The sequence below is a fragment of the Cellulomonas sp. P1_C4 genome, from assembly GCF_056406355.1.
This window is the reverse complement of sequence record NZ_JBFUAI010000006.1, coordinates 52,200-69,620: the sequence shown is the minus strand read 5'-3', so window position 1 is coordinate 69,620 and position 17,421 is coordinate 52,200. Positions and strand designations below refer to the sequence as shown.

Annotated in this window: 19 protein-coding genes and 1 tRNA gene; 10 read left to right on the top strand and 10 right to left on the bottom strand. The window is 70.5% G+C overall.

What is annotated here, in order from left to right; translation table 11 throughout:
• Positions 1-373 precede the first annotated feature (373 nt).
• Positions 374-1,654, top strand: a complete 1,281-nt coding sequence (locus tag AC1DYZ_RS05980; protein WP_477064285.1) for a DUF2254 domain-containing protein — start codon at positions 374-376, stop codon at positions 1,652-1,654.
• 266 nt (positions 1,655-1,920) lie between these two features.
• Here AC1DYZ_RS05980 and AC1DYZ_RS05975 read toward each other — a convergent pair whose 3' ends face one another.
• Entirely contained in the window at positions 1,921-2,076 is a 156-nt protein-coding gene (locus tag AC1DYZ_RS05975) for a hypothetical protein (RefSeq protein WP_477064284.1), read from the bottom strand.
• A 148-nt stretch (positions 2,077-2,224) separates the two neighbouring features.
• Here AC1DYZ_RS05975 and AC1DYZ_RS05970 point away from each other — a divergent pair, with 148 nt between their 5' ends.
• The 4 genes from AC1DYZ_RS05970 to AC1DYZ_RS05955 all read left to right on the top strand — a co-directional run bounded on the left by AC1DYZ_RS05970 (position 2,225) and on the right by AC1DYZ_RS05955 (position 3,713).
• Positions 2,225-2,371 (top strand): hypothetical protein, encoded by a 147-nt coding sequence (locus AC1DYZ_RS05970; RefSeq protein ID WP_477064283.1) that lies wholly within the window; start codon positions 2,225-2,227, stop codon positions 2,369-2,371.
• The gene (locus AC1DYZ_RS05965; protein WP_477064282.1) at positions 2,368-2,502 is read left to right on the top strand and encodes a hypothetical protein; all 135 of its coding nucleotides are present in this window, start codon (positions 2,368-2,370) and stop codon (positions 2,500-2,502) included. The genes AC1DYZ_RS05970 and AC1DYZ_RS05965 overlap by 4 nt, the downstream gene beginning before the upstream one ends.
• A gap of 115 nt (positions 2,503-2,617) precedes the next feature.
• Entirely contained in the window at positions 2,618-2,806 is a 189-nt protein-coding gene (locus tag AC1DYZ_RS05960; protein WP_477064281.1) for a hypothetical protein, read from the top strand.
• A 466-nt stretch (positions 2,807-3,272) separates the two neighbouring features.
• Positions 3,273-3,713, top strand: a complete 441-nt coding sequence (locus AC1DYZ_RS05955; RefSeq protein ID WP_477064280.1) for an Hsp20/alpha crystallin family protein — start codon at positions 3,273-3,275, stop codon at positions 3,711-3,713.
• 334 nt (positions 3,714-4,047) lie between these two features.
• Here the strand turns inward: AC1DYZ_RS05955 and AC1DYZ_RS05950 are convergent, their stop codons facing one another.
• Genes AC1DYZ_RS05950 through AC1DYZ_RS05935 form a run of 4 tightly spaced genes read right to left on the bottom strand, consistent with a single transcriptional unit; the run spans position 4,048 to position 7,464 of the window.
• Positions 4,048-4,740 carry a glycosyltransferase family 2 protein gene (locus tag AC1DYZ_RS05950; RefSeq protein WP_477064279.1) on the bottom strand — a complete coding sequence of 231 codons (693 nt, stop codon included), beginning with the start codon at positions 4,738-4,740 and terminating at the stop codon, positions 4,048-4,050.
• A complete protein-coding gene (locus tag AC1DYZ_RS05945) occupies positions 4,737-6,101 on the bottom strand; it encodes a PIG-L family deacetylase (protein WP_477064278.1) in 1,365 nt (454 codons plus the stop codon). Before AC1DYZ_RS05945 ends, AC1DYZ_RS05950 begins: the two co-directional genes overlap by 4 nt.
• Positions 6,095-7,156: an acyl-CoA dehydrogenase family protein gene (locus tag AC1DYZ_RS05940; protein WP_477064277.1), complete on the bottom strand. Its 1,062-nt coding sequence runs from the start codon at positions 7,154-7,156 to the stop codon at positions 6,095-6,097. The genes AC1DYZ_RS05945 and AC1DYZ_RS05940 overlap by 7 nt, the downstream gene beginning before the upstream one ends.
• Positions 7,157-7,194: 38 nt before the next feature.
• A complete protein-coding gene (locus AC1DYZ_RS05935) occupies positions 7,195-7,464 on the bottom strand; it encodes a DUF7218 family protein (protein WP_477064276.1) in 270 nt (89 codons plus the stop codon).
• 498 nt (positions 7,465-7,962) lie between these two features.
• Here AC1DYZ_RS05935 and AC1DYZ_RS05930 point away from each other — a divergent pair, with 498 nt between their 5' ends.
• The gene (locus AC1DYZ_RS05930; RefSeq protein WP_477064275.1) at positions 7,963-8,895 is read left to right on the top strand and encodes a hypothetical protein; all 933 of its coding nucleotides are present in this window, start codon (positions 7,963-7,965) and stop codon (positions 8,893-8,895) included.
• A 384-nt stretch (positions 8,896-9,279) separates the two neighbouring features.
• Positions 9,280-11,397, top strand: a complete 2,118-nt coding sequence (locus AC1DYZ_RS05925; protein ID WP_477064274.1) for a SpoIIE family protein phosphatase — start codon at positions 9,280-9,282, stop codon at positions 11,395-11,397.
• Between the two features lie 100 nt (positions 11,398-11,497).
• Here AC1DYZ_RS05925 and AC1DYZ_RS05920 read toward each other — a convergent pair whose 3' ends face one another.
• A complete protein-coding gene (locus tag AC1DYZ_RS05920; protein ID WP_477064273.1) occupies positions 11,498-11,821 on the bottom strand; it encodes a hypothetical protein in 324 nt (107 codons plus the stop codon).
• Between the two features lie 221 nt (positions 11,822-12,042).
• Positions 12,043-12,321 carry a GlsB/YeaQ/YmgE family stress response membrane protein gene (locus AC1DYZ_RS05915; protein WP_477064272.1) on the bottom strand — a complete coding sequence of 93 codons (279 nt, stop codon included), beginning with the start codon at positions 12,319-12,321 and terminating at the stop codon, positions 12,043-12,045.
• Between the two features lie 93 nt (positions 12,322-12,414).
• Here AC1DYZ_RS05915 and AC1DYZ_RS05910 point away from each other — a divergent pair, with 93 nt between their 5' ends.
• Positions 12,415-13,080: a response regulator transcription factor gene (locus tag AC1DYZ_RS05910; protein WP_477064271.1), complete on the top strand. Its 666-nt coding sequence runs from the start codon at positions 12,415-12,417 to the stop codon at positions 13,078-13,080.
• 115 nt (positions 13,081-13,195) lie between these two features.
• Here AC1DYZ_RS05910 and AC1DYZ_RS05905 read toward each other — a convergent pair whose 3' ends face one another.
• A complete protein-coding gene (locus AC1DYZ_RS05905; protein WP_477064270.1) occupies positions 13,196-13,966 on the bottom strand; it encodes an alpha/beta hydrolase in 771 nt (256 codons plus the stop codon).
• 186 nt (positions 13,967-14,152) lie between these two features.
• Positions 14,153-14,226, bottom strand: a tRNA-Leu gene (locus AC1DYZ_RS05900).
• Positions 14,227-14,377: 151 nt separating this feature from the next.
• On the opposite strand from AC1DYZ_RS05900, the gene AC1DYZ_RS05895 reads away from it, so the two are divergent.
• Positions 14,378-15,013, top strand: a complete 636-nt coding sequence (locus tag AC1DYZ_RS05895) for an ANTAR domain-containing response regulator (RefSeq protein WP_477064416.1) — start codon at positions 14,378-14,380, stop codon at positions 15,011-15,013.
• A 241-nt stretch (positions 15,014-15,254) separates the two neighbouring features.
• Positions 15,255-16,523 carry an ABC transporter substrate-binding protein gene (locus AC1DYZ_RS05890; protein WP_477064269.1) on the top strand — a complete coding sequence of 423 codons (1,269 nt, stop codon included), beginning with the start codon at positions 15,255-15,257 and terminating at the stop codon, positions 16,521-16,523.
• 81 nt (positions 16,524-16,604) lie between these two features.
• On the opposite strand, the gene AC1DYZ_RS05885 is transcribed toward AC1DYZ_RS05890, so the two are convergent.
• Positions 16,605-17,369, bottom strand: a complete 765-nt coding sequence (locus AC1DYZ_RS05885) for an endonuclease/exonuclease/phosphatase family protein (RefSeq protein ID WP_477064268.1) — start codon at positions 17,367-17,369, stop codon at positions 16,605-16,607.
• Between the last annotated feature and the right edge of the window lie 52 nt (positions 17,370-17,421).

Genomic DNA, 17,421 nt, shown 5'->3' with positions numbered 1-17,421 from the left:
TCGGGGTGCCGGTGTCCTCGCCGCGATCGTGAGCCTCCTGATGCTGCGAGCGTCCGGACGTCGCCCGAGCGTCGAGGACGTGGGTGCGCGCTCTTCGATGGAGCGCGTGGTCGCCGTCGTCTCCGAGGTGCGGTGTCGCCTGCGAACACCCACCATGGGTCCACGACGTCATGCAGTGCGCGCCGAGCGTGGGCAAAGGCGCCCCGGGTGCTAGCGGACCGTTCCTCGGTCGCCGGACCGCTGACAAGCCGGGGTCGCGACCACTGCGATACCGCGGCCGACCGTGGTCGATGCCTCGTCGCGGCTGCACCTTTGGACCACGCGACCTCCGGCCTCGGCGCGCGATGCTCGCCCTTCCGAAACGGGGATCGGCATGTGGCTCTACAAGACGTGGTTGAGCGTGCGGAACAGCCTCTGGCTCGTGCCGGTCGTGTTCGTTCTCGGAGGCGTGGCGCTGGCCCTGGTCACCATCACCATCGACCGACACTTCGACTATTCGCTGATCCCCACGGCGATCGTCGGCGGCCCCGAGGCGGCGATCGCGATCCTGTCGACGGTCGCGGCCTCGATGGTGAGCATGGCCGCCCTCGTGCTGACCATCACGATGGTCGTGGTGCAGCTCGCGATGGGCCAGTTCTCTCCTCGCATCGTCCAGCGGCTGCTGCGCGACAAGCCGAGCCAGAGCGCCATCGGGTTGTTCGTGGCCACGTTCGCGTTCGCGATCGTCGCCCTGCACGAGGTCACGTCGAACGGTGACGGCACGGGCAACGTGCCGGGCACCGCGGTCCTGACGGCCTTCGTCCTGGTGATCATCAGCATCGCGGTGCTGATCATCTACGTGCACCACATCGGGCAGTCGCTCCGCGTCTCCAGCCTCATCGAGCTCGTCGGCAAGCAGACCCGCAAGCTGCTGGACGAGATCTACGCCGACCCCGGTGACGAGCTCGAGGAGGACGGCCGACGGCTCCTGCGAGCGTCACGGTCCGGAGTGGTCACCGTGATCGGCTACCAGCACCTGGTGGAGGAAGCCACGAGGTCCGACTGTGTCCTGGAGCTGCTGCCGGCGCTCGGCGAGTTCGTCCCGGCCGGTGCGCCCTTGTTCCAGGTCCACGGCGACCCGGTCGGCCTGGACGAGCGCAAGGTCGACGAGGCGGTGGTGATGGGCCTCGAGCGCACGTTGGACAAGGACGCGGCGTACGGGTTGCGGCTCCTGGTGGACATCGCCCAGCGTTCGCTCGCGGACTCGCCGCTCCAGGACCCGACCACCGCTGTCCAGGCCATCGACCGTCTCCACGACTGCCTTCGACAGATCGCCCGGCGCCCCCTGTCGGACGGGCTCTACCGGGACAGCGCGGGCACCGTTCGGCTGAGGGAACCGGTGATGGACTGGGACGCGTACGTCCATCTCGCCTTCGACGAGATCCGTATCGCCGGCGCGGCGTCACCCCAGGTGTCCCGCCGCCTCACCGCTGCCCTGCGCGACCTGGCCCAGGTCGCCACGCCGGACCGCATCCCGGTTCTCGAGCGCCAGCTCGACCTCCTCGGCGAGACCGTCCGTGAGTCGGTGCCGCGTCCGATGGATCTCGATGTCGCGCTCGGGGCGGACCGCCAAGGTATCGGGGTCGCGGCCGGCGACGGAGAGCGCCGCCGATAGCGGCGCGCGCCTTGGACGGTGCGCGACGATCGGTCGCACGCAGGAGGCGGGCGACGGACGCTTGCCCATGCCCAACCGTCTGGCCGATGCCACGAGTCCTACCTCCTGCAGCACGCCGCCAACCCCGTCGCGAGTGGGGGAGTGCCGCGTTCGCTGACTGTCCGCACCAGGCTGTGGCTCCACCTCGGTCGTGGCGACATTGCCCACGGTCGCGCTGTGCCGGATCGATATCAGCTCGGTGACGTCCTCGCGCTCGCGGCGCGTGCTCACGCCGGCTCTGCCCCGGTGGGGTCGGTCGGATAGATCTTGCGTGCGGGGACATCTTGGTTGTCGCCCTGGTCCGGCTGGCCTTCCGCCGGTGTCGCGTCGGGCAGGGGAGGTGTGTCCCCCTTGCCGGTCGTGCTCGCGTTCTGGTCGCTCACAGTGGGCTCCGATCGTGGTGGTCAACGGCTTCCACTGTTGTCCAGACGGCCCGATGACGCATCCGGTCCGGCCGTGGGGCCGCGGCCCGGCGCGCGGTGGAGGACCGGGCGTGCCTACTGTGGCCAGATCTGCACGAGGAGGTCAGTGATGAGCATCCCGGTTCCCGACAACGACGACACGCCGGACCTGCCTGACGAGCTGGACGGTCTTCCGGACAAGCAGCCGGCGGACTCGCCGCCTGCCATCGAGGACCCGGGCAACCCCGACGCCCACGGCCCGATCATCCAGGCGTGAGCAGCCCGATCGTGGGCGGGCCGGACGGGCCCGGCGACCACGATGACTCGTCGCCGCGAGAGGACGTGCCGGTGGCGCCCGCGGACCCGGCGGACCCACCGGTGCGCGACGGCCCGCTGAACTCTGCCTGACCGCTTCTTCGTCCTGAGGTGCGTCGAAGCGTGCGGGCGCTCACCATGGACCACGGCGTCGTGCAGCGGGCGCCGAACCGGGCGTCCGTGCGCGCCCCGGCGCCGGGAGACCACCGTGTGGGCATTCCTGTTCGGGAGGATCCGCCTCCTCCTCGTCGTCGTGATCCTCCTTCCCATCGTGGCATCGGTCGCCCGTCGGCTGGCTGCGCTGCTCGAACGGCGTGCGGCCGGACCCACGGTGGCGTCGCGAGGGCTGCGGGCGATCGAGGGTGTGGCGGTCTGGGTGCGGTCGTTGCTCCGTTGACCGCGGCCGGTCGGGCCAGGGACGCCGAGCCGCACGGAGGTCACGGGCTCGATGTCCGGTGCCGCGCCTCCGGTCGCGGTGCGGAGCGCCAGCGAAGAGCGCGGACGCTCTGTGAGCGCCAGAGCACCACGAGGTCGCGAAGCCACCGGGGGACTGACCGCATACTCGCCCTTTTGTGTCGAGGTAACGCCGCTGCGTACCGGGGTATCCACCATCAGCGAGTCCGGATCGGCGTGCAACCCGCGACGCACGGACCGCCGTGAGCCGGTTGTCGTTGACTGACCGCCACGACGAATCGGCTTCTGGGTCACGGCGGGTCCCGGTTCGCCTCTGGCGAACAGAGATGACTGGCACTCGCGGCGTCCGAGTGCTAATTCTTTGTGCTGTAGCCAGTCCAGCGACGAGGCGCTGGACGAGCTCCGAGGCCCGGGCGGTCCGGCGCCTCGACGACGAGGAGGTGAGGGCTGTGGCTACGCGATTCGACCCCTTCCAGGAGTTCGACCGGCTCTTCGGGCAGATGGTGTCCGCCGAGCGCGCGGCAGCGACGATGCCGATGGATCTGTTCCGGTCCGGCGATCATTACGTCCTGCACGTCGACCTTCCGGGTGCCGACCCGGGGACGATCGACGTGAACGTGGAAGACCAGACGCTGACCATCCGCGCCCAGCGGACCGCCAGCACCGAGCAGGACGTCCAGTGGCTGGCCAAGGAGCGCCCGGTCGGGACCTACGCACGCCAGCTCACGGTCGGCCGAGGGCTGGCCCTCGACGCGATCTCGGCCACCTATGCCGACGGCGTGCTCACCCTGACGATCCCCGTGTCCGAGGACGCCAAGCCGCGGCGGATCGAGGTCCAGCACGGGGCAGACACCACACAGATCACCTCGGGAGAGACCGTCCAGTCCTGACGCGATAGCGGGGCGGTGAGGGGAACCAGCGAGAGCCTCCGCCGGGAGAGGGACGCCCTGTGCGGGCGAGCCAAACCCGCTCACCGCCCCGCTCTCTCGACGGGGTTATGCGTCAGGTGCCTCGTCGAGGCCGAGCTCGTGGGACACGATGAACGACGGCCGCGCTCGACCCGCCACGACCAAGTCGCGAAGTTGCCGGTTGTAGCGCATGACCGGTGCCTGACCCGTGCCCATGTGCTGCCCTTGGAGAACAGGGTTCCGTAGTCGAAGCGGATCCTGCGGCCGATTCTCCACCGCGGCACTCATGGTGCGTCGGTCGCGGCGGCACCGCATCTCAGCCCAACGCGGCTCTCAAGTAGCCCGCATAGCCGCTCGGGGTCCGTCCGTACCGACGGCCCGATGTCAGGACGTCGGCCTCGTCGGACGCCACGACGACATGTCGCCGGTCCTGGGCGAGCAGCCTGACCAGGTCGACGTCTTCGTGCTCGGGGCGGTGCGGGAATCCGCCGGCACGCACATAGGCGTCGGCGCGCACACCCAGGTTCGCGCCGTGCACGTGGCCGTTCGGCCGGCCCTGGACGCGCGTCGCAGACCAGGTGGCCAGCTGGTCCTCGGTCAGGTCCTGCGGATCGGGCCGCACCGTGCCGACGACGACGTCCGCCCCGGCGTCGGCGCGCGACAGCTGACTCGTGAGCCAATGAGGGGGCACCTCCGAGTCGGCGTCCGTGCACGCGATCCAGGTCCGCGAGAGCGGGGCCGCCCCGGCAGCGAGCCCGACCGCGACCCCGTAGGCGCGTGCTGCGCCGACGGATCGGGCGGCGATCTCGTGGACGTCGACCGGGAACGAGCGCGCGATCTGGGGAGTCCGGTCGAGGCAGTCGTCCAGCACCACCACGACGTGCGCGGTCGGGCCGCTCAGCTGGGAGGCGGCCGCGACCACCGAGGTGAGGCACCGTCCGAGGAGGTCCTCCTCGTCCCGCGCCGGCACCACGACGATGACGTGGCCGACCGGTCCGCGCGTGGTCACGCGAGACCGGCCCGACGGGCGACCGAACGGTCGTCGCGGCTCCAGACCTCGAGCACGAAGTCGTCCTCGACGTGCTCGACGAGGCGGTGCAGCGCGAGCGAGGCGCGCAGGATGCGGTGCACGTCGTCCCCGCCGAGCGGGTAGTCCGCGACCGGGTGGCGCCAGTGGCAGGCCACCACGCTCCCGTTGTCGGTCAGGGACTCCCGGAGAGCGCCGGCGAGATCGCGCAGGTGCGTGCCGGTGAGGTAATACCCGACCTCGGACAGGACGATGAGGTCGAAGGGGCCCCCAGGAACCCCGTCGGCGATGTCGTGCTGGAGCAGCTCGACGTTGCTCCGGTCCGCCATGCGCTCCTTGGCCTGGGCGAGCGCGGCAGGCGACACGTCGGTCGCCACCAAACGGTCGCACCGAGGTGCGAGCGCGGCGGTCAGGGTGCCGATCGAGCACCCGACCTCCAGGACCGTGCCCAGCCGCCGCTCGGGCAGCGCCGCGAGCGCCACCGCGCGCTTGCGCTCCTCGTACCAGCGCGACTCGAGGTACCAGGGGTCCGCCCGACGCGCGTAGCTCGCGTCGAAGTACGACGCCGGCAGGTCCGTCGCCGGTTGCTCATCGGCGACCACGTAGACCTCGACGTCGCGATCGAAGGAGGCGAGGAAGTCAGCGTGCAGCGGGGCGGAGTCCAGCGGCGCGGTCGAGGCGGCCCGCACCTGCGTGCTGTGGGCGGCGGTCGCCCGGTGCTTGCGGACGACCGACCGGTCGGACAAGGTCAGCGCGCGTAGCCGCGGCCACGGCACCAGCGGCTCGTCGGGTGTAGCCCAGTGCCACATCCAGATGGGGTACTCGAGCAGCTGCGCGCCGAGCTCCAGCGCGAGCTCCGCGCAGATCTCGCCGACGACCCTGTGGTCGCGATGCCCGTCGCCGCGCCATGGGGCGACGAGAACCTGGGGCGGGTCCGCGGTCGTCAGGAGGTCTCGCAGGTCCCGCGTGACGTCGTCGCGATGGTCCTGGACGGCGCCGTCCTCCTGGCCCAGCAGCCGCACGGGAGAGTCCGGCGACAGCACGGTGAGGGCCACGCGGACCTCGTCGACGCGAAGCCTGCGCAGGTCCGCCGGGAGCAGGGTCGTCGACCCGGGATGGGATGCGGCGCCGTCGGTCACGACGATGACCTCCGCGGGTCGTCCGGCGGCCGCGAGCTCGGCGAGCAGGCCGCCGGCACCGAGCGTCTCGTCGTCGGGATGGGCAGCCACCACGACCACCCGGCCGCCGAGGGGCACGGCCAGCGGCTCGAGCGCGGCGAGCCGCGGGTCGGTGGACCACACGGTCGCCGGTGTTCCGGCAGCCCTGCCGTCGAAGGTCACCACGGGTCGCCCTCGGACACGGTCAACGCGTTGCCCAGGGAGGCGTCGTCGCGTTCCGCGTGATGCTGGCGCAGGTAGATCTCGAGGTCGGCGACGCGTTTGGCGTGGTCCTCCTCCTGGGTCAGCGGGCCCGGGCCCAGCGCGTGACCGGAACTCGTGAGCACGGCCTCGCACGTTCGCGCCACGACCGATCGCACCCGCTTCGCCAGCACGCGGCCGGCGGCGCGCTCAGCGGCCGAACTGGCCGTCCGCCCCCCGTCAGTGGTGCTGCCCGAAGCGTCGACCGCGGCCGCCGCGTGGGCGAGCGCGTACCGCGCGGAAGCGAGCCACGCGTCGATCGATCCCAGGTGCATCGCGAGCAGCCGGTCGTCGGGTCGGCGTCGCGCCTCGAGCAGCACGCGACGAGCGATACCGACCGCGCCGCCGTACCAGCAGGCCGCGACGCCGACCCCGCCCCACCAGAAGCCGGGGCGCTGGACGTACCAGTCGCCGTCGCGGACGAGGTCGGCGGGCACGTCGTCGAACCTCACCGGCCCGCTGGGGATCTCGCGCAGACCGCGCGAGATCCACGCGTGACGCACGGGTTCGACGCCGGGGGAGTGCAGGTCGACGACGAACAGGCCGTGGTCGTCCCCTTCCCCGGGCAGGGCCGCGGTGACCAGGGCCCCGTCGAGCCGGCCCGCCAACGAGCACCACGGTTTGAGTCCGTCCAGCCGCCACGACTCGCCCGGGGCGCGCGTGGCACGGAGCGGGGCCGCCGGCGTCTCGGCTGCAAACACACCCCACGTCGAGAACKGGTGGCCGCTCTGGTCGATGCCCGCCGGGCGTGCCTGGTCCAGGATCGCCAGCGCGTCGAGATGGGGTTCCACCGCGCGCGCGACGGCAAGATCCGCCGCCGCGAGCGTCGCCAAGAGCTCCCACACCTGCACGGTGGCGCCATGACCTGGGAGCAGGCCAGCGGGCCACTCCTCGACGTCGCGCAGTGCCTCGTCGACCGAACCAGGGATGCGTAACGACAGGGCAGTCGCGGCCGGTAGGCCGAGGCGCACGGGCGTCACGCCTGCACTCGTGGGTCTCGGCCGGCCGTCAACGGCACTCAATGAGACCGCAGGGCGCGCACGAGTTCCGCCTTCTTCATCGTGGACCTGCCGCTGATGCCGATCTCGGCCGCGCGCTTGCGCAGGCCGTGCACCGACCAGTCGTCGTACGACCCGGAGGCGCCACCCGTGTGCGAGACCGATCCCCGGCCCTTCGCTGCAGCGGCGTTGGCGATCCGCGCCGACTTCTCCTTGCTGTTGCCCTCGTCGCGGAGCGTCTCGTACAGCTCTTTGTCCTTGACGCTGGGTCCGGGATTGCGGTTCGGCATGATCACGTCCTCGGGGTGCCGACGGGCGCCGTCGCGCGGAGACGCCTGCTTCCGCACGCACGGTGATGCGCGGGTTCGGAGGGCCGCTGCTTGACCTCGACGATCGTAAGTAGCGCGCGCCGACTCCGCTCGTCGCAGCCTCGCGGACCGTCGATCGAGTGGACGTCAGGCTTGTCCGGACCTCGAACGCGAACGCCCCGCGGGTGATGGTCGGGTTGATGGCGGCGAACTGGTCGGTGGTCATCCCGTTCCCGCCGTTCGCCGTCGGGACTCCCGCGGTGTCGACGCTGCGAACGGCCAGTCGGCGACAGGGGGCTCTACGGTGAGTTCGTGATCGAACGGGGCGACTTGACGGTCGGACCGCGTGGGCGACGTCTGTGCCTGGAGATCGCTGCTGCCCTCGCGCGCGCCGCGGGCACCCCAGAGGGAGAGGAATACCTGTTCGCGGCCTCTCTCTGCGCGTACGACCTCGATCCGGGTGCTGGCACGTCACGGACGATGCTGCGTGCTTCGGTCGCAGGACCGGACGACGATGCCGAGCCGATCCCCACACCCGCGGAGGTGGCCCGCCTGCTGGATGCCCTGCCGCTCGACCGCCTCGACACCGACGTCCTGCTCGTCGCGTTGCAGGCAGCTGTCGACAGCGCGCGGTACTGGCAGGAGCCTGACGGTGAGGACCTGCTCGCGGCCACCCCACAGATGCACGCTCCGCTTGACCGGATCGCCACCTCGGTCGCGTCGTCCGACCGGGCCGCGTGGTGGGTGGCTCCGATCGAGCGAACCGCGCAGGCGAGTGTGGTCTTCGACGACCCGCAGACGCAGCCGTCTGACCAGGCCGCCGACGTGATCCTGTCTCGCTGGCGGGATCGCACCCTTGCGGAGGAAGCCAGGGCGCAGCGGGAACGACCCGCTGATCCCCGAGCCGCTTTCAGTGGCACGTGGTGGTCCACGCCACCGCGTGATCTGACGCGAACCACGCGCCGCATCGGCGGCCACGGGCCGGTCGGTCTGCGGTTCGTCGAGGACGCCTGGAACTGGGAGTGGGCCTCGGTGCGAGCGATCGTCGTCCCGGCAGGGTCGAACATCTACGAGCTGGACGGGGCGCAGGCGTGGGCCGAGCTGTGCCGCCGCTTCCCCCTCGAGGTGACCGCATCACGGCGTCACGACTGGTTCCGCACCACCGGTGCCACCGACCGTTGGGTGGTCCCTGACTGGGTACGCGTCGCCGATCATTTCGACGCCGTCCACCTGACCACAGCCGGCTACCTCAGCACTGCCGGTCGACGAGTCGCAGTCCAAGGAGACACCAGCTCCGTCCTGGCGGGCTGGAACCCGGACGAGACGTACTGGCTCACCGACCCCCCAGCCGCACCCGAGGAGCAGGGATGGGACCGCCTCGACGATGGGTGGCAGGCGCGGCACGCTGACTGATCGCCCGTCCCGGCGGACCGCCGTTCACGCTGGTTCGCACGGGAACCGTCACATCTGCCGCGCATCTCGACAATGCCCGACCCACCTGCGGGGCCCGCCCGACTGGTGGCGTGGGGCTAGGAACCCGACAACCAGGCCGCCAGCGCGGTGGCCGGGACTCGATCGCCGACGGGTACTTCATACCTTCGCCGGGTACCGGCCATGACCGGCGGACAGTCATGTATGACGCTTTGATGTCGGTCGATCTGTCCTGCGTCACGACACTCAGGGCTGAATCGATGCGAAGATTCGCGCGACGCTCACCCGCTGTCGCAGCGCCGTGTCCACGTCGGGAACGGGCCGAGCCCGTATCGTGCTGATCCCAGCACTCTGAGAGGCAGGCCGATGACGGACGTCGACGCCGGAGACCTGCCTCCCTCCGTGAGCGCGGATCCCGAGGCGGCACTGGCTGAGCTCGCTGCGCGGTACGAGGCGGACCGCATGCGCTGGCAGCTCGCCGTCAGCGCCGGAGGGGTCGGGAGCTTCGACTGGGACCTCGCTTCCGGCCGGCTCGACTGGGACGACCAGCTGCTCGAGATCTTCGGCATCGCCCGGGAGGACTTCGGGTCCACGATCGAGGCGTTCAACGCCGCGCTCGACCCCGACGACCTGCCGCGGGTGAGCGAGGCGCTGCAAGCCGCGATCGCCGCGTGCTCGCAGTACGTCGCCGAGTACCGCGTGATCCGGGGCGACGGCTCGGTGCGGTGGGTCAAGGCGCGGGGCATGGCGTTGGCCGGTCCGGACGGGACCGCCGTCCGGCTCATGGGGGCCGCGTATGACACCACTGTCGAGCGGGATGCCGAGGCGCGGGTCGACCGCATCCTCGAGACGATGCCGGACGCCTTCTTCCTGCTCGACGACGAGTGGCGGTTCACCTACGTCAACGCCGCCGGGGAGCACCTGCTCGGCAGCACGAGGGACGCGCTGCTGTCCGTCGTCGTCTGGGACGCGTACCCGCAGTGGCTCGGCACCGACGTCGAGCGCGAGTGCCGCAAGGCCGTCTCGGCCGCGGCGCCGCGCATCTTCGAGGCATTCGTCGCCGCGCCGGTCGACCGCTGGTGCGAGGTGCGGGCGTGGCCGGGGCCCGACGGCCTGTCGGTCTACCTCGACGACATCTCGGAGCGTCGTCGCGCGCAGGACGAGGTGCGCACGGCCAGCGCTGCGGCGGAGGACTCCTCCCGGCGGCTGGGTCTGCTCGCCCAGGTGAGTGACGACCTGAGCTCGACGCTCGAGACGGAGGAGGCGGTCCGCCGCCTGGCGGCCCACCTCGTCCCGACGTTCGGCACATGGTGCCTGGTGACGATGTCCGAGGACCACCGCCAGCTTCGCGACATCGCCGCCTGGCACACCGACCCTGCGATGCGCGAGACGGTGAACACGTACGCGGCGCTGCGCATCGACGCGCTCGCACCGGATGCGTACCTGTTCCGCACGATGCGCACGGGCGAGCCGATCGTCATCCGCAATGCGACCGAGTCGATCAGCAGTGTGCTGTCGGGCCGCGCCCGCGACGTGCTTCGCGAGCTCGCGCCGAGCACCGCGTACGCCATCCCGATGCGCGCGCGCGATCGCACGGTCGGTGCCATCACCGTGTTCCTCGACGAGGGTCAGCCCGGCCTGACGCCGCACGACGTCGCGCTCCTGGTGCAGCTGGCGGACCGGGCGGGCATGGCGTTGGACAACGCGCGGCTCTTCGAGCGTCAGCGCGAGATCGCGGTCGCGCTGCAGCGCTCGCTGCTCTCCTCACCGACGCCGTCCGCGGACCTGCACGTCGTCGTGCGCTACGTCGCGACGGCGGAGGCGGCGCAGGTGGGCGGCGACTGGTACGACGCGTTCACCCAGCCGTCGGACGAGACGGTCGTCGTCATCGGGGACGTGATGGGGCACGACACCCCCGCGGCCGCCGCGATGAGCCAGTTGCGCACCCTGCTGCGCGGCATCGCGCACACGGGCGGCGGGACGCCCGCGCAGGTGCTCACGTCGCTCGAGGACGCCGCCCGCGCGCTGGGCATCGACGCGTTGGCGACAGCCGTCGTTCTCCGGCTCGAGGAGCCCGGCGACCGGGTCGACGACGCCATGACGCTGCGCTGGACGAACGCCGGCCACCTGCCGCCGCTGCTGATCGCGCCCGACGGCACGGTGACCGAGCTCGCCGCCCCCGCGGAGCTCCTCCTGGGCCTGCTCCCCGGGACGCCGCGCACCGACCATGTCGTGCGTGTGCCCCGCGGTTCGACGGTGCTGCTCTACACCGATGGCCTCGTCGAGCGCCGGGGCGAGCACCTGCGCGTCGGGCTGGACCGCCTCGTCGCCCAGGTCGCTGAGCTCACGCGTGACGACGGGGCAGGCCGCGCCCGCCGCGACCTGGACGGCCTCGTCGACGAGCTGCTGCGGCGGCTGGTCCCCGAGAGCGAGGCGGACGACGACGTCGCGGTCCTTGCCGTCTACCTCGAGCCACGGAGCTGACGGCGCCGGTAGCTGGAGTGAGCCTTACATGACACGCCAGCGTGAATCACCCGGGGTTGCCGTCAGTCATCCGCTTGCGTAGACGTCCCACCACAGCCCGTCACCCATTGCTCGCTCCGTGGGTGGTGACCGCGTGGATCTCCTCCACCTTCTCGAGCACGTCCGACACGTTGGCGTCGTCGTTCTGGATGACCTCGATCCGAGATGCTTGCCACGCTGCTAGGTGACCGGCCACGTTGGCGTAGATCGACACCAGGGCCAGGTAGAGGATCGACGCCTGCTTCCAGGCGTCCGGTGCCCAGATGTAGGCCGCGATCACGGGTGGGAAGTTCAGTAGCCAGAAGACTGTGAGCCAGCCGTTGATCTTCCGCATGAAGACCGGGTCCTCCTGGATGGAGGCCCAGAGGGTCTGTGCCACGCTCATGACTTTCCTCTTCCTCAACGCAGAGCCATCACTTCTAGCTTCTGTGTGTCGTGCTGTTCGCGGCCAAGGCTCGAAGCGCTGGTCCGCGATTGTCGGCTTCACTGACAGGAAGATGGCAGCGCCGGACGGCGGCGGCGCGGCGGGCGCCCACTCTTCACCCGTCCGGGCGACCACGGAGGACCGCGGGTCCGTCGTGGAGACCGGAACCCGCGGTCGGTGGGTCAGCTGGTGATCGAGCGGCGGCCGCCCACGCGGATCCAGATGAGCAGCACGATGATGGCGCCGATGATCGACCCGATGATCCCAGCGGGCTGCAGGAAGCCGTCGGACGCGTCCTTGTGGAACAGCAGGTAGCCGAGGAATCCGCCGACGAACGACCCGATGATGCCGATGACGATCGTCATGGCGATGGACAGGTTCTGCTCGCCGGGGACGACGAGGCGCGCGAGCAGGCCCGCGATCAGCCCGACGACGATGATCGTGATGATGAGTCCCAGCATGGTGAAACCTCCTGGTTCGGGCGACTGATACTCCCCGAGTTCACCACCCCTAGGGTGGGTGTACTACACCCCTAGGGGGGTCTATGGTGAGACATGCCCGCACCCCAGCAGCCCGTCACGGTCGCGCTCGTCGACGACTACGACGTGGTGGTGATGGGCGTCGCGAAGATCCTCGACGACTATCGCGACCGGGTCGTGGTCGCCGAGATCGACACGAACGAGCCGGTCCGCGAGGCCGTCGACATCGTGCTCTACGACGCCTTCGCGCAGCCGGAGTCGGACCACGAGCAGATCGGTGAGCTGGTCCGGAACCCGTCCGCGCGCAAGGTGGTCGTGTTCACCTGGAACTTCCACCCCGACCTCGTCGCCAGCGCCCGGGAGCAGGGTGTCCGCGGGTACCTCTCCAAGGCCCTGCCGGCCCGCGACTTCGTCGCCGCCCTCGAGGCGGTCCACGCCGGCGAGGTGGTGGTCAGCGAGGTCCCGGGCCGCGTCCGGCCCGCGAACGGTCTCGACTGGCCGGGTCGGGGCGAGGGCCTCACCGACCGGGAGTCGGAGATCCTTGCGCTGATCACCCAGGGCCTGAGCAACGCCGACGTCGCCGCACACACGTACCTCAGCCCGAACACGGTGAAGTCCTACATCCGCTCGGTCTACCGGAAGATCGGCGCGGAGAGCAGGACGCAGGCCGTGCTGTGGGGCGTCAACCACGGCTTCGTCCCCGACCATCGGCGGATCGACCACTGGCGCGGCGGCCCGTAGAGAGCCAGGGCGCCGAGCAGCGAGTCGTTGATGCGACGTCCTGTGATCACCACGCCGCCCCGCCGACGACGACCGGCCGCCTGGGGCACCCCAGGCGGCACACTGTGAGGCGGTCTTAGCGCGGGATCGGGAGCCAGTCGAGCACTCGCCGGATCTGGTCGTCCCAGCAGGACCACTCGTGCTCGCCAGGGCCGTCGCTGTACGCGAGCGGCAGTCCGCGGGCCAGCGCCCCGTCGCGGAATCGCACGTTATGGTCGTAGAGGAAGTCCTCGGTGCCGCACCACTGGTACAGCGCAGGGGCCGTCGACACGTCCGCTCGCGCGACGAGGTCCAGCAGGTCGTTACCGCCGGCGCGCAGCTCGTCGACCGAGCCGAAGATCGTGCGGAGCTCGGGTCCGATGTCCGTGTCGAACTCGGCGGCGACGTCGAGGGCACCTGACAGGCTCGCGGCCGCAGCGACTGTCCCGGGCTTGTTCAGAGCCCATTTGAAGGCACCGTATCCACCCATCGACAAGCCGGCGACGAACGTGTCCTCCCGCCGGTGCGACAACGGGAAGAACGACCGCATCAGCGCGGGGAGCTCCTCGCTGACGTAGGTCCAGTACCGGTTGCCGTGGACCATGTCGGCGTAGAAGGACCGGTCCGCGGCCGGCATGACGACCGCCAGCCCGTGTTCGGACGCGTACCGCTCGATCGACGTGCGACGCATCCAGATCGAGTGATCGTCGGACAGGCCGTGCAGCAGGAACAGCGTCGGATGCCGGTCGGTCGTGGGCGGCGCGCTCAGGCCGATCTGCCGCGCGGACGCGGGCTGCGGGAGCAGGACGTCTGCCTGCACGGACAAGCCCAGGACCTCGGAGAAGAAGTGCGTCTGCAGGTAGGCCACGTCGCAGACGCTAGTGGTGGCCCGCCTGTCCAGACCAGAAGGATGATCGTCCCGCGCAGGTGCCTCGCCGCGCTCACGTCGCGTGCGGCCGAGGAATCGGCCCACGTCGACCAGCGGTCGTGGTCGACGCACGATCTCGTATGACACGTATATGACACGCCGACACGTATGACCAGGTCAGATGGGTGCCCCGAGTGGGATTCGAACCCACACTGGATCGGGTTTGAGCCGAACGCCTCTGCCGGTTGGGCTATCGGGGCCGTGCAGCAGGATAGCCGCGCAGCAGGCCCGCGCGGACCGCGTGCTCCGCCTCACAGGTGCAATCACTGCGAAGGGAGAGGTACCGCCCACTACTCTGTGCACGTGAGCACCGACGCGACCCCCCCGACCGAGGCGGCCCCCGACGCCGCCCTGGACCTGAGCACTCCCGCGCCGGCGGGGGAGCCCACCCCGGCCCCTAGCCGCCCGGCCCGGCGCGCCGTCGTCGCGGAGGACGAGGCGCTGATCCGGATGGACGTCGTCGAGACGCTGCGTGATGCGGGCTTCGACGTGGTCGGCGAGGCCGGTGACGGCGAGCAGGCCGTGCAGCTGGTCACCGAGCTCAAGCCGGACGTCGTCGTGATGGACGTGAAGATGCCGATCCTCGACGGGATCTCGGCGGCGGAGCGCATCGGCAAGGCGCACCTCGCGCCGGTGGTCCTGCTGACGGCCTTCTCGCAGAAGGAGCTCGTGGAGCGGGCGCGCGACGCCGGCGCCATGGCGTACGTCATCAAGCCCTTCAGCCCGGCGGACCTGCTGCCCGCCGTCGAGATCGCGATCTCGCGCTACGCGCAGATCACCGCGCTCGAGTCCGAGGTGGCCGACCTGGCCGAGCGGTTCGAGACCCGCAAGCGCGTCGACCGGGCCAAGGGCCTGCTCATGACCAAGATGGGGCTGACGGAGCCGGAGTCGTTCCGGTGGATCCAGAAGACCTCGATGGACCGCCGGCTCACCATGCGCGAGGTGGCCGACGCGGTCATCGAGCAGGTCGGTGGCGGTTCGTCCTGACGAGTGAATGACGAAGGCCGGCCCGGGGAGATCCGAGCCGGCCTTCGGCATGTCCGGACTGTGCAGATGCCGGGCATCTGTCCAGTTTGCGTAGTTACTGGTCGGTCACAACTTGGCAACAACCCTCGCTGAGACATGTTGATTCACATCGCGGACACAAACAATGTGTACTTTCGCGCCACACCTGCAGGACTCCTACCGGGATCCCGCGGATCGCAGTACTCACAGAGGGGTACCACGCATGATTCGTTCGACTCACGCAGTTCGGGCCGCGGCACTGGCCGGCGCGACCGCGCTGGTTCTGACCGCCTGTGGCGGCTCCGGCGACAGCGGCGACGACGCGACGGACGGCGGCACTGCCGCAGGTTCCTCCGACGCCCTGATCATCGGCACGCTCCTCCCGCAGACGGGTTCGCTCGCCTACCTCGGCCCGCCCGAGATCGCCGGCGTCGGGCTCGCCATCAAGGAGATCAACGAGGCCGGCGGTGTGCTGGGCAACGACGTCGTCCAGGAGGACGCCGACTCGTCCGACGCCGACCACGCCGAGGTCGCCACGCAGTCGGTGACCGACCTTCTCTCGAAGAAGGTCCAGGTCATCATCGGTGCGGCGTCCTCGTCGGTCACGCTCAACGTGGTGGATGACATCACGGCAGCGAAGGTCGTCCAGATCTCGCCCGCCAACACCGCCACGAAGCTGTCCGGCTACTCGCCGTACTACTTCCGCACCGCCCCGCCGGACACGGTCCAGGGCGCGGCGCTCGGCAACCTGATCACGGGTGACGGCCACTCCAACGTCGGCATCCTCGTCTTCAACGACGACTACGGCACGTCGCTGCGCGACGTCGTCCAGGAGACCGTCGAGGGCGCTGGCGGCACGATCACCTATGGCCTGAAGGGCCAGGAGTTCGACCCGGCTGCGAGCAGCTTCGACTCCGACATCACGGCCCTGCTGGCCACCAACCCCGACTCCGTCGTGGTCCTGGCCTTCGAGCAGACGAAGCAGATCATCCCTGCGCTCGTCGGCGCTGGCGTCGACCCGTCGACCATCTACCTGGTCGACGGCAACACGGCCGACTACTCGGCTGACTTCCAGCCGGGCACCCTCGAGGGCGCTCAGGGCACCATCCCCGGTGCGTTCCCGAGCGACGACTTCCAGGCCAAGCTGAAGACCGTCGACGCCAACCTCAAGGACTTCGCCTACGGTCCCGAGTCGTACGACGCCACCATCCTCGCGGCCCTCGCGGCCGTGAAGGGCAAGGGCACCGACGGCGAGACCATCCAGAAGAACCTGGCGGCGGTCTCGGGCGCGAACGGTGGCGAGGAGTGCAAGTCGTTCGCCGACTGCGTCAAGCTTCTCGACGACGGCAAGGACATCCAGTACAAGGGCCAGGCCGGCGTGGGTCCGTTCAACGCGGACAACGACCCGTCCAGCGCCTTCATCGGTGTCTACAAGTACGGGAACGACAACAAKAACGTCTGGGTGAAGGCGGTCGAGGGCTCGGTCAAGTGACCTTGCGCTGATCGCGTCGACAGACGCTGAACCACCACCGAGGGCCGGTGCGGAGCGATCCGCACCGGCCCTCGGTGCGTGTCAGTCGAGCGAGACGTCGACGACGAGGGCGCGGTGGTCGGACAGGCCGGTGTTCACCGCGCGGCCGGGACCGAGGGCGCGCACCCGGCCGTCGGCGAGGACGTGGTCGAGCTGGCGGGTGGGGGAGTCGACGGGGTACGTCGCCGCCGTCGCGAGCGGGTTCATGCCCGTCGTGCGGGCCGGGCGGTCGTCGTCGAGGTTGAGGTCGCCCAGCAGCACGAGGGGGCGGGGGAGCGAGGCGACCTGCGCCGTGAGGTGCCGGAGCTGACGGGTGGTCCAGCCCGGGATCACGGTCAGGTGGGTCGCCACGGCCGTCAGGACGCCCTCCGGGGTGTCCAGGACGGCCGCCAGGGCCGCGCGGGGCTCGTCGCGGACCAGGGACGGCCAGCGGTTCCCCGGCCACCGTACGGGGGTTCGACCACGCAGCGTCGGGAGGGCGAGCAGGCGCCACTCGCGCACGGGGTACCGGCTGAGCAGCGCGATGCCGTACCCGGCGGTCGACGGCTGGAGCTCGCCGGTCGCCGCCGTCCACAGACCGGGCTCGCCGTGCAGGACCGCGGCGAAGCGGTGCTCGGGGGCGTCCATGGCCTGGGCGGCCACCGACGTGAGGTCCGCGCCGTGCGAGCGCGGCTGGTCCCGGTCCACCTCCTGCAGCGCGAGCACGTCGGCATCGAGCGCGCGGACGGCGTCGGCGAACCGATCGACGTCCACAGCGTCGTCGACGAGGGATCTCGCGTGCAGGATGTTGAAGGTCGCCAGGCGCATCCCGACGATTGTCGCGGTCGACCTGCGAGCCCGCGCGTCGGCGTGTAGACAG